Source organism: Vreelandella sp. DA03-1M (assembly GCF_055725665.1).
Map to the genome: position 1 here is coordinate 1,903,335 of NZ_CM146798.1, position 18,502 is coordinate 1,921,836.

The 18,502-nt window shown below is 54.6% G+C and carries 18 protein-coding genes; 17 read left to right on the forward strand and 1 reads right to left on the reverse strand.

Annotation, left to right across the window (positions count from 1 at the left end; genetic code table 11):
- Positions 1 to 16: 16 nt before the first annotated feature.
- The 7 genes from mltG to ACXUPB_RS08810 all read left to right on the forward strand — a co-directional run bounded on the left by mltG (position 17) and on the right by ACXUPB_RS08810 (position 6,804).
- A complete protein-coding gene (mltG, locus tag ACXUPB_RS08780) occupies positions 17 to 1,024 on the forward strand; it encodes an endolytic transglycosylase MltG (protein ID WP_472956282.1) in 1,008 nt (335 codons plus the stop codon).
- Positions 1,025 to 1,082: 58 nt separating this feature from the next.
- The gene (gene tmk, locus ACXUPB_RS08785; RefSeq protein ID WP_472956713.1) at positions 1,083 to 1,736 is read left to right on the forward strand and encodes a dTMP kinase; all 654 of its coding nucleotides are present in this window, start codon (positions 1,083 to 1,085) and stop codon (positions 1,734 to 1,736) included.
- Positions 1,727 to 2,713 carry a DNA polymerase III subunit delta' gene (locus ACXUPB_RS08790; protein ID WP_336269286.1) on the forward strand — a complete coding sequence of 329 codons (987 nt, stop codon included), beginning with the start codon at positions 1,727 to 1,729 and terminating at the stop codon, positions 2,711 to 2,713. The genes tmk and ACXUPB_RS08790 overlap by 10 nt, the downstream gene beginning before the upstream one ends.
- Before the next feature lie 44 nt (positions 2,714 to 2,757).
- Positions 2,758 to 3,093 carry a PilZ domain-containing protein gene (locus tag ACXUPB_RS08795; RefSeq protein WP_472956285.1) on the forward strand — a complete coding sequence of 112 codons (336 nt, stop codon included), beginning with the start codon at positions 2,758 to 2,760 and terminating at the stop codon, positions 3,091 to 3,093.
- A 69-nt stretch (positions 3,094 to 3,162) separates the two neighbouring features.
- Positions 3,163 to 3,993: a TatD family hydrolase gene (locus ACXUPB_RS08800; RefSeq protein WP_472956287.1), complete on the forward strand. Its 831-nt coding sequence runs from the start codon at positions 3,163 to 3,165 to the stop codon at positions 3,991 to 3,993.
- Between the two features lie 37 nt (positions 3,994 to 4,030).
- A complete protein-coding gene (locus ACXUPB_RS08805) occupies positions 4,031 to 4,594 on the forward strand; it encodes a DUF1285 domain-containing protein (protein WP_472956289.1) in 564 nt (187 codons plus the stop codon).
- A complete protein-coding gene (locus tag ACXUPB_RS08810; protein WP_472956291.1) occupies positions 4,591 to 6,804 on the forward strand; it encodes an ATP-dependent helicase in 2,214 nt (737 codons plus the stop codon). Before ACXUPB_RS08805 ends, ACXUPB_RS08810 begins: the two co-directional genes overlap by 4 nt.
- Before the next feature lie 104 nt (positions 6,805 to 6,908).
- Here ACXUPB_RS08810 and ACXUPB_RS08815 read toward each other — a convergent pair whose 3' ends face one another.
- The gene (locus ACXUPB_RS08815; RefSeq protein WP_472956293.1) at positions 6,909 to 8,573 is read right to left on the reverse strand and encodes an electron transfer flavoprotein-ubiquinone oxidoreductase; all 1,665 of its coding nucleotides are present in this window, start codon (positions 8,571 to 8,573) and stop codon (positions 6,909 to 6,911) included.
- 473 nt (positions 8,574 to 9,046) lie between these two features.
- Here ACXUPB_RS08815 and ACXUPB_RS08820 point away from each other — a divergent pair, with 473 nt between their 5' ends.
- The 10 genes from ACXUPB_RS08820 to ACXUPB_RS08865 all read left to right on the forward strand — a co-directional run bounded on the left by ACXUPB_RS08820 (position 9,047) and on the right by ACXUPB_RS08865 (position 18,501).
- Positions 9,047 to 9,796 carry an electron transfer flavoprotein subunit beta/FixA family protein gene (locus ACXUPB_RS08820; protein ID WP_335597030.1) on the forward strand — a complete coding sequence of 250 codons (750 nt, stop codon included), beginning with the start codon at positions 9,047 to 9,049 and terminating at the stop codon, positions 9,794 to 9,796.
- A gap of 56 nt (positions 9,797 to 9,852) precedes the next feature.
- Positions 9,853 to 10,779, forward strand: a complete 927-nt coding sequence (locus tag ACXUPB_RS08825; RefSeq protein WP_472956295.1) for an electron transfer flavoprotein subunit alpha/FixB family protein — start codon at positions 9,853 to 9,855, stop codon at positions 10,777 to 10,779.
- A 201-nt stretch (positions 10,780 to 10,980) separates the two neighbouring features.
- Positions 10,981 to 11,592, forward strand: coding sequence for a superoxide dismutase (locus ACXUPB_RS08830; RefSeq protein ID WP_035566166.1), 612 nt, complete (start codon positions 10,981 to 10,983; stop codon positions 11,590 to 11,592).
- Positions 11,593 to 11,843: 251 nt separating this feature from the next.
- Positions 11,844 to 12,065, forward strand: coding sequence for a glutaredoxin-like protein NrdH (nrdH, locus tag ACXUPB_RS08835; protein WP_008956787.1), 222 nt, complete (start codon positions 11,844 to 11,846; stop codon positions 12,063 to 12,065).
- Positions 12,066 to 12,074: 9 nt separating this feature from the next.
- Positions 12,075 to 12,509 (forward strand): class Ib ribonucleoside-diphosphate reductase assembly flavoprotein NrdI, encoded by a 435-nt coding sequence (gene nrdI / locus ACXUPB_RS08840; RefSeq protein ID WP_083832196.1) that lies wholly within the window; start codon positions 12,075 to 12,077, stop codon positions 12,507 to 12,509.
- The gene (gene nrdE / locus ACXUPB_RS08845) at positions 12,491 to 14,671 is read left to right on the forward strand and encodes a class 1b ribonucleoside-diphosphate reductase subunit alpha (RefSeq protein WP_472956299.1); all 2,181 of its coding nucleotides are present in this window, start codon (positions 12,491 to 12,493) and stop codon (positions 14,669 to 14,671) included. Before nrdI ends, nrdE begins: the two co-directional genes overlap by 19 nt.
- Before the next feature lie 80 nt (positions 14,672 to 14,751).
- Positions 14,752 to 15,723: a class 1b ribonucleoside-diphosphate reductase subunit beta gene (gene nrdF / locus ACXUPB_RS08850; RefSeq protein WP_335597034.1), complete on the forward strand. Its 972-nt coding sequence runs from the start codon at positions 14,752 to 14,754 to the stop codon at positions 15,721 to 15,723.
- A gap of 39 nt (positions 15,724 to 15,762) precedes the next feature.
- Positions 15,763 to 16,167 carry an NUDIX hydrolase gene (locus ACXUPB_RS08855; RefSeq protein WP_339933919.1) on the forward strand — a complete coding sequence of 135 codons (405 nt, stop codon included), beginning with the start codon at positions 15,763 to 15,765 and terminating at the stop codon, positions 16,165 to 16,167.
- A gap of 208 nt (positions 16,168 to 16,375) precedes the next feature.
- Positions 16,376 to 17,158 carry a DUF3450 domain-containing protein gene (locus ACXUPB_RS08860; protein WP_035566160.1) on the forward strand — a complete coding sequence of 261 codons (783 nt, stop codon included), beginning with the start codon at positions 16,376 to 16,378 and terminating at the stop codon, positions 17,156 to 17,158.
- On the forward strand, positions 17,155 to 18,501 hold the full coding sequence (locus tag ACXUPB_RS08865; protein WP_335597036.1) for a MotA/TolQ/ExbB proton channel family protein: 1,347 nt from the start codon (positions 17,155 to 17,157) through the stop codon (positions 18,499 to 18,501). Before ACXUPB_RS08860 ends, ACXUPB_RS08865 begins: the two co-directional genes overlap by 4 nt.
- The last annotated feature ends 1 nt before the right edge of the window (position 18,502 follow it).

Below are 18,502 nucleotides of genomic sequence, written 5' to 3' on the forward strand. Positions count from 1 at the left end.
ATTATTTTGAGGTGTCATGGTGAAACGGTTATTAACCGCTTTGTTAGTCGTAGTCATAATCGGGGCTGCCGGTGCAGCAGGCGGTTATTTTTATTGGCAGAGCCGCTTAGAGGCACCGCTAGCGCTTGATGCGCCAACGCTTTACCAAGTGCCTTCTGGTGCGGGGTTTAATCAGGTGGTGGCGGAGTTGGAATCCCAGGGCATACTGGAAGATGCTTGGGCGTTTCGCTTATTAGCGCGGGTGGAGCCTGAGCGCGTGCCGCGGCTGCGTACTGGCGAATATCAGCTTTTGCCGGATATGAGCGGGCTGGAAATGATGGCGCTGTTAGGCAGTAATAACGTTGTCACCTATCCGCTGACGATTCCTGAGGGGTGGACCTTTCGTCAAATGCGCGACTTGCTCAATGCCGCGCCAAAACTTGACCATCGCACGACTGATTTGAGCGACGAAGAGGTGATGACGCTACTTGATCGTGAAGGCACCTTTCCTGAGGGATGGTTCTTTCCCGATACCTATCGTTACCACCTGGGGATGAGCGACGTCGATCTACTACAACAGTCGCTTGAGCGTATGGAGCGAATTCTGGACAGTGTCTGGGAGGAGCGCGCCGACGACCTGACCATTGAGTCGCCCTACGAGGCGCTTATTATGGCCTCTTTGATTGAGCGCGAAACGGGGGCGCCGGAGGAGCGGCGCGAGATTGCCGGGGTGTTTAAGCGCCGCATGGAGCAGGGCATGCGCTTACAAACCGACCCGACGATTATTTATGGCATGGGCGAGCGCTATGAAGGACGCATCACCCGCGCTGATCTGCGTGAAGCGACGCCCTATAACACTTATGTGATTGATGGCATGCCGCCCACGCCGATCGCTTTGCCGGGCCGTGCGTCATTGGAAGCGGCGGTAAACCCGCTACCCGGCGAAACGCTCTATTTTGTTTCCCGGGGCGATGGCACTCATCACTTCTCGCGTACATTGCGTGAGCATAATAATGCCGTTAATCGCTATATTCGCAATCGGTAATAGCTATGACCTATCATCAAAGTCATCACCACATTGATCACCACAGTAAGGGAGCATGATGAGCAAGCGGGGACGCTTCATTACGCTGGAAGGCGGCGAAGGCGTGGGAAAGTCCACCAATGTGGGCTTTGTCGCCGAGTGGTTGGAAGCCCAGGGGCTGGAAGTGGTGCGCACACGTGAGCCGGGGGGAACTGAGCGAGGCGAAGCTATTCGAGCACTGCTGCTGGACCCCGCCCCCCAAGAGCCGCTGCATGTGGACGCAGAACTGCTGCTTATGTTTGCCGCTAGGGCGCAGCATTTAGCGGAGAAAATTCTGCCTGCCCTAGCAAGAGGGGCTTGGGTCGTGTGTGATCGTTTTACTGACGCTACCTTTGCCTATCAGGGCGGTGGCCGAGGCGTTGCCAAGGAGCGTATTGCCGTACTGGAAGATTTTGTTCAGCAGGGATTCGCGCCCGATTTAACGCTTTTGCTCGATATGCCCAAAGAGGCGGCCAAGCAGCGGTTAGAAGCCCGCCTGCGCGATCGTCACGAGCAGCTTGACCGTTTTGAGCAAGAGCAGGCCGATTTTTTCCAAGCTGTACGCGACGCCTATTTGGCACGAGCAGAAGAAGCCCCCGAACGTTTTGCAGTGATTGAAGCTCAACACTCCCTAGAAGAAGTACAGACGCAGCTTCGTAAGACCCTTTCGGCGCGAGTAACAGCATGGCGTTAACCGGTGTTATGCCGTGGCACCTTGCCACCTGGCATCAGTTAACCCGTCTGGCCGATGGAGGGCGGATGCCCCATGCGCTGCTCATTCATGGCGCCCATGGGGTAGGTAAGCAACAGTTGGCGGAGGCGTTAATCGCCCGGACACTTTGCGCCACTCCTGCCGACCAGGCCTGTGGTCATTGCCATAGCTGCGCGATGTTGGCATCGGGATACCATCCTGATTTGCTGCGGGTCTCGCCGGAAGAGGGCAAACGCCAGATTCGTATTGACCCTATTCGCGAGGTTAACCGCTTTGTTTCGCAAACGGCTCAGCAGGGGGGATACCGGGTCATCGTCATTTCACCGGCTGAGGCAATGAACGTTGCCGCTGCTAATGCGCTGCTCAAAAGCCTTGAGGAACCCGGCGATAAGACGCTGTTTATTCTGCTCTCTGACGTGCCTTCGCGGATGCTGCCAACGATCCGCTCGCGCTGTCAGCAGTGGTCCCTGCCCAGTGTTGCCTTTGAAGCGTGTCGTGGTTGGCTGATCGAGAAACTTAACAGTGCCGACGAAGCCTACTTCTGGTGGCAGGTGGCGGGTGGCCTGCCGCTGCTGGCGGTGGAGCTGGCTGCGCCCGAAGAGCGCGCTTTGCGCCACCAAATTCACGACAGTTTTGAGCAGTTGGTGCGCGGCGCAGAGCCTGTCTCAGAGGCCGCGCGACTGGATCGCCAGGCGATTGATGCCATCTTGTGGTACGGTATCGCTTGGCTGGAAGACCTGATTCGTCTCGGTTTATCCGGTGAAGCAGCCGTGCTGCACAATCCCGATCTTGAGCCGCTTTATCGTCAGGCGGTCAAAAATGGCCGGGTGCAGGATTGGTTTCGCCTGCTGGATTATGCCCGTGAACAGCGGCGGCTGTTGGCGGTGGGGGCTAACCCAAATCCCCAGTTGGTGCTTGAGGCGTGGTTGGTTCGCTGGGCGGCTCTGCTACGCTCCTAGCGGAGTGTGTTTTCCCTATTTCACAGCAAGCTAGCGAGGTTGTTATGGCAGCCCAAAAAGCGCTCTCTCTTAACATTCCTGATGTGCCGACACTGCTCTCCGCTTATATGCCATTTCTGGATCGAGGGGGGATTTTTGTACCCACTCAGACTCCCTATGCACTGGGTCAGCAGGTGTTTTTACTGCTGACGCTGCCGGGTGAAAACGAACGTCTTTCAATCACCGGCCACGTGGTGTGGGTCTCGCCCGAGGGTGTCAGCGGCCGGCGCATTCCTGGTATTGGTCTACATTTCAGCCAGCAAGATTACCCTGTGCGTGATCGCATTGAGACGCTGCTTGCCGGACAGTTGGATAAGGCAGCCCCGTCGTTCACGCTCTGATTAAATCGCCGTTGATACCTTGAAAGTAAGCACCATGGTGTTAACGCCCTATCCGTTGTCGAGACCTGCATGTTTGTTGATTCGCACTGTCACCTAGATCGTTTATCTGACCAGACGCACGGGGGCGACCTCGCTGCCACACTGGCAACTGCGCGCGCGGCCCACGTTAGCCAATTTCTTGCGGTCGCCGTTACCTTGGAGGAGTTGCCGCAACTTGCAGCCATTGCTCGTGAGCATCACGATGTGGCGATCTCTGCTGGCTTGCATCCTTTGCATCACAGTGAGAACGAGCCCAACGTTGAGGATATAAAAGAAGCTGCCGAGCAGTATGGCGCGGTAGCCATCGGCGAAACCGGGCTGGATTATCACTACCGCGACAGCGTGCCGCTAGATGTGCAACACGAGCGGTTCAAGCGTCATTTGATTGCCGCGCGTGAGTTAGAACTGCCAGTGATTGTGCATACCCGTGAAGCCAAAGAAGAAACGTTGGCTCTGCTGCGTGAATATAGCGACCCTCGCGTGGGCGGTGTATTACACTGTTTTACTGAAGACTTGGCGATGGCCCGTGAAGCTGTAAGGTTGGGCTTTTACATTTCGTTATCAGGGATTATCACCTTTCGTAACGCTGCACCGCTGCGAGAGCTAGCCCGCCAGCTGCCGCTCGATCGCCTGCTAATCGAAACCGATAGCCCCTATCTTGCCCCTGTTCCTTATCGCGGCAAGCCCAACGAGCCGGCCTGGGTAGTGGAAGTGGCGGAGTGCATCGCTAACGAGCGGGGGATCAGTGTTGACGAGGTCGCCATGCAGACCACATCCAACTTTTATCAGCTCTTTCGTGCCGCCGCGCCTGATGCTCCGCCCCATGTCAAAGAGGCGTTAGAGCAGTCCGGGCTTCTATAACCGTGTGAGTTGAATGCGCTTAAGCAAGGAGGGCGAGATGAATATCGATAGATTGCTGCTGCAGCGTGACGAAGTGGGAGGCACTATTCCTCCCCTTGACCAATGGCAGCCTCCGCTCTCTGGAGACATGAACCTGCGTATTCACGCCGATGGCAGTTGGTGGCACGAAGGCCAGCCCTTTGCCCGTCCCAAGGTGGCGCGTTTATTGGCCACGCTGCTACGTCTTGACGAAGATGGTTACTGCTTAGTCACGCCGGTAGAGCGTTGGCGGATAGAGGTGGAAGACCTACCGCTGGTCGCGGTAGAGGCTGACTTTCACGACGATGCCTGGTGGTTCACCACCCAGTTTGACGATGTCGTTCGCTTGGATGCCGAGCACCCGCTCTCCGTTACTTTAACGCCTCAAGGCGAGGCGGTCCCGCAACTGCCGGTACGTTTTGGGCTGGCCGCCAGGCTGCACCGTAATGTGTATTATCAGCTTGTTGACGCTGCAGAAGCCCGTGAGAACGACGATGGCACTACTGAGATTGGGTTAATGAGTGCCGGTCAGTGGTTTGCGCTCGGTCAGCTTGACGATGAAGCATCAGGCGAGGCGCCGTGAAGTTAACCGTTGAACAGCAGGCCGTTGTGAATCATGCCGCCGGTCATGCTCGGGTGGCGGCTGTCGCAGGCGCAGGTAAAACCACCACCATGGCCGCTCGGGTGCTGCACCTGTTGGCCAGTGGTGTGCCGCAAAAGCGCATTCTGGTGTTGATGTTTAACCGTTCCGCCAAGGATGATTTTCAGCTCCGTTTAGCGTCAATGGCGCCTTCCGGGCAGGCGCTGCCGGATGTGCGAACGTTTCACTCACTAGGCCACCGCCTAACCCAAAGCCTATGCCGCTGGGGCGCGCTTGCCCCGCGTCAGCTATTATCCGCCGATTGGCAATTAGAGAGGCTGCTTCGTCAAGCGAGCCTTAATGTGTTGCGCGACTCGGTTGAACGCCGCGATGCTGCTCTTGAAGGTGATAGGCTTGAAACCTTGGCCCACTTCTGCGGCTTGGTTAAAGCAGAAATGATCACCCCAGAAGCGCTCTATGAGCGACTCAATTTTGACCCGGATACCGACTATTTTCCGGCTGCTTTTGCCGAGGCGGAGCGGCTACTAGCGTCGGAAGGGGTAATGACCTACGCTGATTTACTTTATCGCCCTTTGCAGGCGTTAGAGGAAGATAGCGCCCTGCGTGGTCGCGTCGAGGGGTTTTTGGATCATGTCATTATTGACGAGTATCAAGATATTAATGCCGCTCAGCAGCGCCTTTTATCCGTGCTGGTGGGTAGCCGTGCCGAGGTAATGGCGGTCGGTGATGCTAACCAATGTATTTATGAATGGCGTGGCGCGAAACCCGATACGATGCTGGAAAATTTTACTGCCACCTTTGGCGAGGCCACCGACTACCCGCTATCTACCACGTTCCGTCATGGCCATGCCTTAGCGCTTACCGCTAATCATGCCATTGCCGCCAATCAGCGTCGCCCCAATCAGCTGTGTCTGGCCGCGCCCAATAACCCAGAGACCCAGGTTTCAGTGGGGCAGGGTAGTCGGCTGCTACTGGATGCCTTGATGGATTGGCAGGCCCAGGGGCGTGCGTTTAACGAGGCCAGCTTGCTGGTGCGTAGTTGGGCGCTTTCAGTACCTTTCCAGCTGGCGCTTTTGCAGGCGGGAATTCCGTTTCGGCTTCAGCGCGAGGATCGTTTTGTCTTTCGGTTGCCGCTGGTTCAGGCCTTGGCAGGGTATTTAAAGCTGTCGCGTCGTCCCGATCTGCTGCGCGATCCGCAGCAACTATTACTGCTGCTTTCCCAGCCGACTCCCTTTGTTGCTCGTGAGCGACTGCAGCGATTAGCCCATCAGCTGGCGGCTACCCAGCAGTGGCCTGAGCGGCATGACCCTATGTTGACGGCATTAAAGCCGATCCAACGGCGTACGCTTAAAAAACGCTGGTTGCTGCTATGTGAATTGCCGCAGCTGAGTGCATGGCCGCCCGCCAAGCTGTTAAGGCATGTAGTGGAAACCATTGAGGCGGAAAAAACACTTAAACGGGCAGCGGCGCGGCGGGATAAAGGTGAAGAGGATGTACGCTTACTCGATGTCTTAATTGAGCAGGCGCAAAGCGTTCAAGACCCAGATGCCTTTATCGAGCTACTGGAACGCCCGGTTGAAAATCAGGCGGGCGGCGTGCTGATTAGCACAGTGCACGGTGCCAAAGGGCTTGAGTGGCCATTGGTAGCTGTGGTGGGTGTCAATGAAGAGGATTTTCCCCACTACAGCCGCGATAATCCGCTTAGCGATGAGCGCTTGGAGGAGGAGCGGCGGTTGTTCTACGTAGCCATCACGCGCGCCCAAGAACAGCTATTAGTGCTCCATGATGGGGGCGTACACCGTCCCAGCCGCTTTATCGCCGAAAGTGCCTGGCAAGACAGTATGCGTGTGGCCTCTTGTCTAGCTAACCCCAATGCGCCAGAAGCATCGCTGCAAGTGACATCGGTGGGGCTGGTTGAGCGTTATCTGACGCGTTTAGGGCGAGACGACATTGTGCTCGCAGCGGCACACGTTGAAGAGCACAAGGCAACTTATTCGGCCGATACGCGCTTTTATCCCGGTCAGCGTCTGCACCATGCGGTATTTGGTGAGGGTGAAGTGGCGGCAGTAGAGGGAAATGCGAGCGATCCGGTGATTGATGTGCGCTTCGATCAGGCTGGCCGTCGCAGGCTTATTGCCCGCCGAGCGCCCATTCAGCTATTGGAAGGCTCGCAAAGCGCTATTCTCTCTTAGCGTATAAGTTGAATGCGAAAGGGGGATGCTACGGCTAGTAGGAATGCACGCTCCCTTCTAGCCGTAACGTTCATGCGGCTGTCTTACATCTTAGGGTGGTTGGCTTACATATTAGGATAGTTGGGGCCGCCGCCGCCTTCCGGCGCTACCCACGTGATATTTTGCGCTGGGTCTTTAATATCACAGGTTTTGCAGTGTACGCAGTTCTGGAAGTTGATCTGAAAACGCGGCTGTCCTTCGCTATCTTCAACCACTTCGTACACACCGGCCGGGCAGTAGCGCTGTGCCGGTTCTGCATATTTAGGCAGGTTCTCACGGATCGGTAGCTCCGGATCCTCCAGGCGTAAATGGCACGGCTGGTTTTCTTCATGATTGGTATTCGACAGAAACACTGACGACGGTTTATCGAAGGAAAGCTTTCCATCCGGCTTGGGATAGTTAATCTTTTCAAACTCGTCCGCAGGCTTCAGGGCGCCGTGATCGGTAGTGGTGTCATGCACGTTGGGTAACTTGTTGCCCAGCAACTGGTGGGCAAAGTTATACGCGCCGCCACCGATGGTGCCATATTTATGGATAGCCGGGCCGAAGCTGGCGCTCTCTTTAAGCTCTTGATACGCCCAGCTGGCTTCCCACTTCTGAGTAAAGCTGGTCAGCTCTTGTGCGCCTTCATCGCCGCCCTTAATGGCTTCAAATACGCTTTCCGCTGCGAGCATGCCAGACTTCATGGCGGTGTGCAGGCCTTTGATTTTGGAAAAGTTGAGCGTACCCGCATCACAGCCGACCAGCAGGCCACCGGGGAAAGTCATTTTTGGCAGGCAGTTGAAGCCACCTTTGGTAATGGCCCGGGCGCCGTAAGCAACGCGTTTGCCTTCCTTAAGGTATTGGCTAATAGCCGGATGATGTTTCATACGCTGAAATTCATCAAACGGTGAAAGCCATGGGTTTTGGTAGCCAAGATCCATAATCAGGCCGACCACCACCTGCTGATTTTCCGCATGATACAAAAACCACCCGCCGTGGGTGTTGTTATCTAAAGGCCAGCCTGAGCCGTGAACTACCAGACCAGGTTCATGTTGCTCGGCAGGTACATCCCACAGCTCTTTGAGGCCAATACCGTAGTGCTGAGGGTCGCGACCCGCATCCAGCGAGAAGTCTTTAATTAAGTGCTTCCCAATATGGCCGCGCGAGCCCTCAGCAAATAGCGTGTATTTGGCGCGCAGTTCCATACCCGGCATGTAGCCATCTTTGGGTGTACCATCAGCGGCGACTCCCATATCACCAATCAGAATGCCGCGCACAGCGTTGTCTTCAATGATAACGTCCTGGGCAGCAAAGCCTGGAAAGATTTCAACGCCGAGTGCTTCTGCCTGCTCGGCCAGCCAGCGGCAGAGGTTACCGGCACTGATAACGTAACGTTGCTGATTGCCGCCGGTGTTATGCATACTTTTCGGCACCAGTGCATTAGGCACTTTTTGCGCTTTTTCGGCGTCCTTAAGCAAAACAACGTCATCGCGAATGGCGGGCGTATTGAGCGGCGCGCCGCGTTCTTTCCAGTCTGGGAAGAGTTCAGTCAATGCGCGGGGCTCAAAAACCGCTCCTGACAAAATATGAGCGCCAACTTCTGAGCCTTTCTCAACCACACAGACCGTTAATTCTTGCTCCGCCTCGTTAGCTTGCTGCATGAGTCGGCAGGCGGCGGAAAGCCCGGATGGGCCAGCGCCGACAATGACGACATCAAAGTCCATTACATCGCGTTCAACAGTTTCCACCCGGCTTCTCCTTATTCTCTTTAAGCGCCAATATCTGCAAAAGCTAGTGAAGGCCTACGTTATGAGTACTAGCTTATAAACAGATGACCTTAATTTAAAACGGTCGTTTGCTTCTGGTTATGCCCCATGATAGGCATAATACCTGTGTCAGGTCACGTCTACGATGGTGCAAACCGCATTTCTTGGCTGTATGTGTTGCTAGCGATAGATCAGTGCTAAGACCAAGGCATTAGCTAGCAAGTATTGTCACTAACTGGCAGGCTATGGCAAATTAATAGGGTTTTTCAATTATGTACCTATCAAACGCTTGAATGAATTTGACGGCACTGCCATTTTTGGCAGTGCCCAAGCAAGACGTTTTGCTAATAACGTATGCAATAATTCTATTACTAGTCGCTATTTAATAAGGGGTACTCGCGAAGCGGGTGCCGTCCCAGGTTAACGGCTTTTATTACAAGCCAAGCGAGGAACCTATGAAAGTACTCGTCGCGGTGAAACGCGTCATCGACTATAACGTCAAAATCCGCGTTAAGGCGGATCATTCGGACGTCGATCTTACCAACGTCAAAATGGCCATGAACCCCTTCTGCGAAATTGCCGTTGAAGAGGCGGTACGCCTGAAAGAGAAGGGCGTGGCGACAGAAGTCGTCGCCGTCACGGTAGGGCCCAAAGCCGCCCAAGAGCAGCTGCGTACCGCGCTGGCGCTGGGGGCTGACCGCGCCATTCATATTGAAACCGACGAGCGCGCCGAATCGCTGGCGGTCGCCAAACTGCTGGCGAAGGTAGTGGATGAAGAGCAGCCCGGTCTGGTGATTCTCGGCAAACAAGCCATCGACACCGACAACAACCAGACCGGTCAGATGCTCGCCGCGCTGACGGGCCTGCCACAAGGCACCTTTGCCTCGGAAGTGGCGGTGGACGGAGACAAGGTCAACGTCACCCGTGAAATCGACGGCGGTCTGCAGACCATCGCCCTGACGCTCCCGGCGATTGTCACCACCGACCTGCGCCTGAACGAGCCGCGCTATGCCAAGCTGCCCGACATCATGAAGGCCAAGAAAAAACCGCTGGATGTGAAAACCCCTGCCGACTATGGCATAGAGGTCGCCTCCAAGGTGAGCCTGCTCAAGGTGGAATCCCCTGCCGAGCGCAAAGGCGGTGTCAAAGTGGCCTCGGTCGACGAACTGATCGACAAACTGAAAAACGAAGCCAAAGTTCTTTAAGGTCGGTTCTTGACTCTCCGTACTTTGAGATAAACGCTTTGAAAGGAGCTGATGCTATGAGCATTTTGGTACTTGCCGATCTACATGAAGGCCAACTGGCTGGCGCCACCGCCCACGTCGTGGCGGCCGCCCAGGCCATTGGTGGCGATATTGATATCCTGGTCGCCGGTGAAGGCGTTCAAGCGGCAGCAGACGCTGCGGCGAAACTCGACGGCGTTAATAAAGTACGCGTGGCGGACAACGCTGTTTACGCCCACCAGCTTGCTGAGCCCATGGGCGCGCTGCTGGTTGAACTGGCCGATGGCTACAGCCACGTACTGGCCAGTGCTTCAACCACCGGCAAGAACGTTCTACCGCGCCTGGCCGCGCTGAAAGATGTCAGCCAGCTATCGGATGTGCTGGGTGTCGAGAGTGCCGATACCTTCCTGCGTCCGATTTACGCTGGTAACGCCATTGCCACGGTGAAAAGCGACGACGCGCTGAAAGTGATCACCATTCGTACCACCGGCTTCGATGCCGTCGGTACCAGTGGTAGCGCCACGATTGAAGCGGTGGATTTTGTCGCCGACAACAGCCAATCCAGCTTCGTCAAAGAAGAGCTGGCCCAGAGCGACCGTCCAGAACTCGGCGGCGCCAAGGTCGTCATCTCCGGCGGCCGCGGCATGGGCAACGGCGAGAACTTTAAGCTGCTGAATGGCATTGCTGACAAGCTGGGCGCCGCCATTGGTGCTTCCCGCGCGGCGGTCGACGCTGGCTTTGTGCCCAATGACATGCAGGTCGGTCAGACCGGCAAAATAGTCGCACCGGACCTGTATATTGCCGTGGGCATCTCTGGTGCCATTCAACACCTGGCGGGCATGAAAGACTCCAAAGTCATCGTCGCCATCAACAAGGACGACGAAGCACCGATCTTCCAGGTGGCCGACTATGGCTTGGTGGGGGATCTGTTCGAGATCCTGCCGGAGCTTGAGAGCAAGCTGTAAGCATTTGAATGATCTATAAACATTGAGCCGACTTCGCCAGAAGTCGGCTTTTTTGTGATGGGTACATTAGGTAAACTGCCAATAGTTGACTAAAGTACTGGGGCAAAGGGTAAGAAAAACCACCCCGGTGGTTGAAAAAGCTGCGGGCTGACCGCACATAGGTAATTGAACGCAACGAAAGCCACTCAAGGAGATGATGATATGGCACATACACTACCTGAACTGCCGTACGCATATGACGCTCTCGAACCACATATTGATGCAATGACGATGGAAATTCACCATTCTCGTCACCATCAAACCTACATCAACAACCTGAACGCCGCGTTGGAAGGCACAGGTCTTGAAGATGTACCTGTTGAAGAGCTCGTCGCTAATCTGGATCGTGTTCCGGAAGCCAAGCGTCAAGCCGTTATCAACAACGGCGGCGGTCACGCCAACCACTCCATGTTTTGGCAGATGATGTCGCCCAACGGCGGTGGTAATGCTCAAGGTGATGTTGCAAAAGCGATTGATGCCGAGCTCGGCGGCCTTGAAGCTTTTAAAGAAGAATTCAAAAAAGCGGCCGTTGGTCGTTTTGGTAGCGGATGGGCATGGCTCTCCGTTACACCTGAGAAAAAACTGGTAGTCGAAAATACCCTGAACCAAGACAGCCCGCTGATGCACGGTAATACGCCGCTACTCGGTTTGGATGTTTGGGAGCATGCGTACTACCTGAAGTATCAAAACAAGCGTCCTGACTATATTGCTGCGTTCTTCAACGTGGTTAATTGGGAAGACGTAGAGCGTCGTTATCAGGCAGCGATTAGCTAATACGGCGATGACCCGCTAATGGCGCCAGTTCTGACGCTGTGAAAAAACCGCCCGCTTTTTAGTGGGCGGTTTTTTTATTGTCTGGTATAGCCTTGGGTATTAGCTGTCAATATCCTGTGGGTAAAAAAATACCACATATGCTTGAATTGATTTTCCAATGGTCTATATATAGTATGCGTTGTGTCTTTTAGTCAGGGCGGGCACTAGATGTGCTCTACCCGAAAAATGCCGCTATGAAAAGGGGATTACCCATGGAAATTCAGATTTATAGCAAGCCAGCTTGTGTTCAATGTACCGCTACTTACCGCGCGCTAGACAAGCAAGGGCTCGATTATACTGTCATCGATATCACCGCAGAGTCCGGTGCCCAAGAAGAAGTTGAGGCGCTGGGTTATCGCCAGCTTCCTGTCGTGGTAGTCGGCGAAGATCACTGGTCGGGTTTCCGTCCGGATCGCATTCAAGCCCTGGCGTAAGCCGACAACATGCTGGCAAGTTGCTCACACACACCGATGGCCGGCAATTTGGTGTACTTCTCTACTAAATCAGGTAACACCCATCGTTTTGTAGAAAAGCTGGGTTTTGTCGCCACGCGGCTACCGCTAAATCGAGATGAACCTGCGCTACGTGTTTCCCAGCCTTATATTTTAGTTACCCCTACGTATGGTGGGGGAAGTTCACAGGGTGCCGTACCCAAGCAGGTCATTCATTTTCTCAACGATACGCATAACCGGAACCTCCTGCGGGGAGTCATTGCTGCGGGGAACACCAATTTTGGCGAAGCATATGGTCTTGCTGGCCGCATCATTGCAAAAAAATGCCACGTACCGCTGCTGTATCGATTTGAATTATTTGGCACTGACGATGACGTGGTCAACGTGCGCAAAGGAGTAGAAGAGTTTTGGAAACGACTAACGTAGCTACCCAGAATGTGTCAGAAACAAAACGGCCTGCGGCGGCTCCTGAGGCACGCACGCTGGATTACCACGCCCTCAATGCCATGCTCAATCTATACGGGGCCAACGGCGAATTACAGCTGGATAGAGATCGCGAAGCGGCTCGCCAGTACTTTTTACAGCACGTTAACCAGAACACGGTGTTCTTCCACTCGTTGGAAGAGAAGCTCGATTACCTCGTGGAAGAGCAGTACTACGAAGCGGAAATGCTGAGCCAGTACAGCTTTGCTTTTATTAAAGCGCTGTTCGAGCAGGCCTATGCGTATAAATTTCGCTTCCCAAGTTTTTTGGGCGCTTTCAAGTACTACACTAGCTATACGCTGAAGACGTTTGACGGCAAGCGCTATTTAGAGCGCTATGAAGACCGTGTCTGCATGGTCGCGCTGACCCTGGCGCGGGGCGATGAAACGCTGGCCAAGTCACTGGTCGATGAAATCATCTCCGGCCGTTTTCAGCCCGCGACACCCACCTTCTTGAATTGCGGCAAACAGCAGCGCGGCGAACTGGTGTCGTGCTTCCTGCTACGCATCGAAGACAATATGGAGTCGATCGGTCGCTCCATTAACTCGGCGCTGCAGCTTTCCAAGCGCGGCGGTGGCGTTGCCTTCCTGCTCTCCAATATTCGTGAGTCTGGTGCGCCCATCAAGCGCATTGAGAACCAGTCATCGGGCATTATCCCGATCATGAAGCTGCTGGAAGACGCGTTCTCCTACGCCAACCAACTGGGCGCACGTCAGGGCGCGGGAGCGGTCTACCTGAATGCTCACCACCCGGACATCCTGCGCTTTCTCGACACCAAGCGGGAAAATGCCGACGAGAAAATTCGTATCAAAACGCTCTCCTTGGGCGTGACGATTCCGGATATTACCTTTGAACTCGCCAAGCGCAACGACGACATGTACCTGTTCTCGCCCTACGATGTCGAGCGGGTTTACGGTGTTCCGTTTGGTGATATCAGCGTTACCGAGAAATACCAGGAGATGGTCGCAGATGCGCGCATTCGCAAGCACAAGATCAATGCACGCGCCTTCTTCCAAACGTTGGCAGAGCTGCAGTTTGAGTCGGGTTACCCGTATATCATGTTTGAAGATACGGTAAACCGCGCCAACCCGATTGCTGGCCGTATCAATATGAGCAACCTGTGCTCGGAAATCCTCCAGGTCAACACACCGACTGAGTATGACGATGACCTCGGTTATCGCCATATCGGCCAGGATATCTCCTGTAACCTGGGCTCTATGAACATTGCCAAGGTGATGGACGCAGGGGATATCGGTACCAGCGTTGAAATTGCCATCCGCGGTCTTACCGCTGTTTCGGAAATGAGCAACCTGCGCAGTGTGCCTTCTATTGCCGAAGGCAATGCCCAGTCGCGGGCGATTGGCCTTGGCCAGATGAACCTACACGGCTATCTGGCGCGTGAGCACATCTACTACGGCTCCGACGAGGGGTTGGACTTTACTAATCTCTACTTCTACTGCGTGGCGTTCCACGCCATACGTGCGTCCAACCGGTTAGCGATTGAGCACAAGGATACGTTTGCAGATTTTGCCAACTCCACCTACGCCTCGGGAACCTTCTTCGATAAGTACACTGACCAGGCGTGGCTGCCCCGTACCGACAAAGTACGTGAGCTGTTCGAGCGTAGCGGTATTGCGTTGCCGACCCAAGATGATTGGCAGGAGTTGAAAGCGTCGGTCATGGCCCACGGTTTATACAACCGTAACCTGCAGGCGGTACCGCCCACCGGCTCAATCTCTTACATCAATAACTCCACCTCCAGTATTCACCCGGTGGCGGCGAGAATCGAGATTCGCAAAGAGGGCAAGCTAGGCCGTGTTTATTACCCGGCGCCGTTCCTGGATGAAGCCAATTTTGACTACTTCCAGGACGCCTACGAAATCGGCCCGGAAAAGATCATCGATACCTACGCGGAAGCCTCGCAGCACGTCGACCAAGGGCTATCGCTAACGCTGTTCTTCCCGGATACCGCTAGCACGCGCGATATCAATAAAGCGCAGATTTACGCCTGGAAAAAAGGCATCAAAACGCTTTACTACATTCGCCTGCGTCAAAGTGCTTTGGAAGGCACCGAGGTAGAAGGCTGTGTTTCTTGCACGCTGTAATCAGCAAGCGCTTTGTATCTGTTATTGAATGCCCGGTGTTGATCGCCGGGCATTGAACGCTACGTTTTGAGAGCAATGCCATGAACACCATGCAACGTTTATCGCGAGTTGATGCGATTAACTGGAATCGACTCCAGGATGATAAAGATCTGGAAGTGTGGAACCGTCTGACCAGTAATTTTTGGCTACCTGAAAAGGTGCCGTTGTCTAACGATATTCAGTCGTGGAACACGCTAACCCAGCAAGAAAAACAACTGACTATCCGTGTGTTTACGGGGCTCACGCTGCTGGACACCATTCAAAGCAGTGTGGGTGCGCCGGTATTAATGGAAGATGCGCGCACTCCCCACGAAGAGGCGGTTTACACCAATATCGCCTTTATGGAGTCGGTGCACGCTCGCTCTTATAGCTCGATTTTCTCCACGCTCTGCACCACGCGCGATGTAGATGACGCGTTTCGCTGGAGCGAAGAGAATCCTACGCTGCAAGCAAAATCGCAGCTGATCTTAGAGCGCTACCGCTCGGATGATCCGCTGATGCGCAAAGTGGCCAGCGTTTTCCTTGAGTCGTTTCTGTTCTATTCCGGCTTCTACCTGCCGATGTACTGGTCAAGCCATGCCAAGTTGACTAACACCGCCGACCTGATTCGCTTGATCATTCGTGACGAAGCCGTGCACGGCTACTATATTGGCTACAAGTTCCAACAGGCACTGGCGGAAGCGACGCCAGAACGGCAGCAGGAAGTCAAAGATTACGCCTACGAGCTGCTACTGGAGCTTTACGACAACGAAGTGCGCTACACCGAGTCACTGTATGACGAAGTTGGCCTAAGTGAAGACGTGAAGAAATTCCTTCACTACAACGCCAACAAAGCGCTGATGAACCTTGGCTACGAGCCACTATTTCCCAGCAGCGTTACCGACGTAGATCCGACTATCATGGCGGCGCTTTCACCCAACGCCGATGAAAACCACGACTTCTTCTCCGGCTCCGGCTCTTCCTACGTGATCGGAAAAGCCGTCGCCACCGAAGACGACGACTGGGCGTTTTGATAGGGTTTAGGTGTTAATGGTTTAGAGAAGGAGAGGGGTATGACAGGGAATGCTGGTAGTGTACTGAAAATTGCCGCTGCCGTGGTGAGTGACCCAGATGGGCGCTTGCTATTGGTGCGTAAGCACAATACCTCTTTCTATATGCAGCCAGGCGGCAAAATCGATGCAGGTGAGAGCGCGCTAGAGGCGTTGTGCCGCGAGCTGCAAGAGGAGCTTGGCTTGCATGTTAGCGAGGATCAGCTGATACCGCTCGGAATGTATTCCGTGCCAGCGGCTAATGAGCCGGGCGTGATGCTTGAAGCGCATCTGTTTGGGCTTGTTATTGACGAGCCTGTCGAGGCGGCCGCTGAAATTGCCGAAGCAAAATGGGTGACCCGTGAAGAGGCTTGGCAGCTTCCGCTAGCGCCGCTGACGAAAGAGTATGTAGCAGTAGAGCACACCTAGTGATGTTTGTGATGAAAGGGCGCTGATAGGCGCCTTTTTTATGCGCGCTCGATGAGCGATAACGCCTGATTGTTAATGATAAATATTGTCATTTATTATATTAGTGGTAGGCTAGGCGCGTGAAAGTTAAACGCAAATCGTTCTAATACCTAATTAGTTTTTAGCCGGGCGGTGACAGCCGCTGGCTACTCAGTGACGGAGAGTCGACGTGCTGAACAGGCCTTTTTTTGCCTTACGTGGATGGTGGCTAGCGGGGGTGCTGGCCAGTGGCACGCTGCTGGCAAGTGAACAAGCAGTGGCTCAAGCGGCCGAAAGTGTAGAAGCCCAGCAAACCCAGGCAGCACTTCAGGCGCAAATTGATGCTGCCGATGAACAAACGCGTGAGCAACTGCAAGAGCTACGCCGCTTAGAGCGCGAAACACGCCAGTTAGACGCCGAAAATGCCTCACTGACCGGGCGTTTAGCGGAAGAAGCCGAACGCCAGCAGCGTCTGGCGACTGCTTTGGATACGCTTGAAGAGACGCGTGCAGCGCTGCCCGTGATTGAACAAAATATGTCTGTTCAGCTCAGCCAATGGATTGAACGTGACCTGCCGTTTCTACGCGAGGAGCGGCTGGCACGGGTTGAGCGTCAGCCTGATGAACAGGGCGAAAATACCATTGAACGCATTAATGGGCTACTCGAAGCCTGGCGCGTCGAGCTCGATTATGGCCGTGAGATGGATAGCTGGCGGGGTCGTTTAAGCCAGGATGGCCGCGAACGTGAAGTGGATTTTTTACGTGTTGGTCGTATCGGTTTTTATTATCTAACCCCTGATGGGCGCGAAGGCGGGGTGTGGAATGCTGAAAGCGGTGGATGGCAGCCGCTTGATGACGAGTACCTGCGTGAAGTGCGCAATGGGCTGCGAATGGCGAAAGATCAGCGCGCTCCGGATTTATTAACCTTGCCGCTCTCAATCAGTGCGAATGACCAGCAGGGAGAGCAACCATGAGTCGACCAACTCTCCGTCAACTTTTTTATGCCTGCTTGATATTAGGGCTGGTAGCGATCAGTGGCGCATCAATGGCACAAACCGAAAGCGCAACGTCGCTGCGTGAAGCACGAGAAGCGGCTGAAGCGCGTGACCAGCAGCGTTTAATGGGATTTTTAGACGACCAGCAAGCATTAGAGTCTGCGCTGGAGCAAGCCCGGACTGAGCACGAAGAGGCTCAGCAGCAGCATGAAGCGTTAGAGATCCAGCAGGCAGAGCAAACCGATCAAGCCAGGGAGTTAAGCGAGCGTCAGGCGGAGCAGGGCGAGGCACTGACAGGGCTGCTGTCTAACCTTGCCCGGCATAGCTCAGAAATTCGCAATGCATTGGGTGACGAGAGTTTGCTTTCCCTAGAAGAAGGGACGCTGCCGCCACGTTTGGATGAAGTCGAAGTGCTCGAACGCCATCAATTGGAAGAGGTGGTGGATCGCTTGGCGGCATTAACGGCCCGTACGGGCCTAGCTGAGCGCCTTTCACTGCCTGTCGCCGATGCTAACGGCGAAGTAACCACCCGTGAGTTGGTGCGGCTTGGAGATTTCGCAGCCTTTACCGAAAACGAGCTTTTAGAGCGGGGAGAAAATGACGGCAACCTAGTGGTATTGCCGCGGACACCTGATGTCGTTGGCGGGTTACTAGCGGATTACTACCAGGGCGAGAGCCATGTCTTCGCTGTTGATCCTACTCAGGGTAGCGTGCTGGAAGCCCTAGCCCAGCAGCCCAGCCTGTGGGAGCGTTTCCAGCAAGGCGGTTATGTTGGCTATGTGGTCGTTGCATTAGGTATTTTAGGTCTGATCATTGGGTTAGGGCAGTACCTCTATTTAGTGCTTGTTAGCCTGCGTGTTAATCGACAGCGTCAGTCGCTCAACCAGTTAAAACCTAACAACCCACTGGGGCGTGTATTGCTGCGTTTTGAAGGTATGGACAAACACCAGACCCCTGAAGCGCTGGAAGCACGTTTGGATGAGGCGGTGCTGGCTGAGCTGCCAAAACTGGAGCGAAGCCAGCCAATGGTCAAATTGCTGGCCGCGATTGCGCCGTTACTTGGTTTGCTGGGTACGGTCACCGGCATGATCGTAACTTTCCAGGCGATTACCGTGTTTGGCACCGGCGACCCGCAACTGATGGCGGGCGGTATTAGCCAAGCACTGGTAACCACTGTACTCGGTTTGATTACCGCCGTGCCGCTGCTGTTCGTGCAGACAGCCCTGTCGGGTCGTAGCCGCTATTTAACCCATGTGATTGAAGGGCAGGCGAGCGCGACATTGGCAGATCATCTCGAATCTCACACGCCCGCGGTGAACTGAT

Coding starts and splice junctions, on each gene's coding strand:
- tmk (WP_472956713.1), top strand. CDS start 1,083: ATGAGCAAGCGGGGACGCTTCATTACGCTGGAAGGCGGCGAAGGCGTG.
- ACXUPB_RS08830 (WP_035566166.1), top strand. CDS start 10,981: ATGGCACATACACTACCTGAACTGCCGTACGCATATGACGCTCTCGAA.
- nrdF (WP_335597034.1), top strand. CDS start 14,752: ATGAACACCATGCAACGTTTATCGCGAGTTGATGCGATTAACTGGAAT.
- mltG (WP_472956282.1), top strand. CDS start 17: ATGGTGAAACGGTTATTAACCGCTTTGTTAGTCGTAGTCATAATCGGG.
- ACXUPB_RS08855 (WP_339933919.1), top strand. CDS start 15,763: ATGACAGGGAATGCTGGTAGTGTACTGAAAATTGCCGCTGCCGTGGTG.
- nrdH (WP_008956787.1), top strand. CDS start 11,844: ATGGAAATTCAGATTTATAGCAAGCCAGCTTGTGTTCAATGTACCGCT.
- ACXUPB_RS08820 (WP_335597030.1), top strand. CDS start 9,047: ATGAAAGTACTCGTCGCGGTGAAACGCGTCATCGACTATAACGTCAAA.
- ACXUPB_RS08825 (WP_472956295.1), top strand. CDS start 9,853: ATGAGCATTTTGGTACTTGCCGATCTACATGAAGGCCAACTGGCTGGC.
- ACXUPB_RS08805 (WP_472956289.1), top strand. CDS start 4,031: ATGAATATCGATAGATTGCTGCTGCAGCGTGACGAAGTGGGAGGCACT.
- ACXUPB_RS08795 (WP_472956285.1), top strand. CDS start 2,758: ATGGCAGCCCAAAAAGCGCTCTCTCTTAACATTCCTGATGTGCCGACA.
- ACXUPB_RS08800 (WP_472956287.1), top strand. CDS start 3,163: ATGTTTGTTGATTCGCACTGTCACCTAGATCGTTTATCTGACCAGACG.
- nrdI (WP_083832196.1), top strand. CDS start 12,075: ATGCTGGCAAGTTGCTCACACACACCGATGGCCGGCAATTTGGTGTAC.
- ACXUPB_RS08790 (WP_336269286.1), top strand. CDS start 1,727: ATGGCGTTAACCGGTGTTATGCCGTGGCACCTTGCCACCTGGCATCAG.
- ACXUPB_RS08865 (WP_335597036.1), top strand. CDS start 17,155: ATGAGTCGACCAACTCTCCGTCAACTTTTTTATGCCTGCTTGATATTA.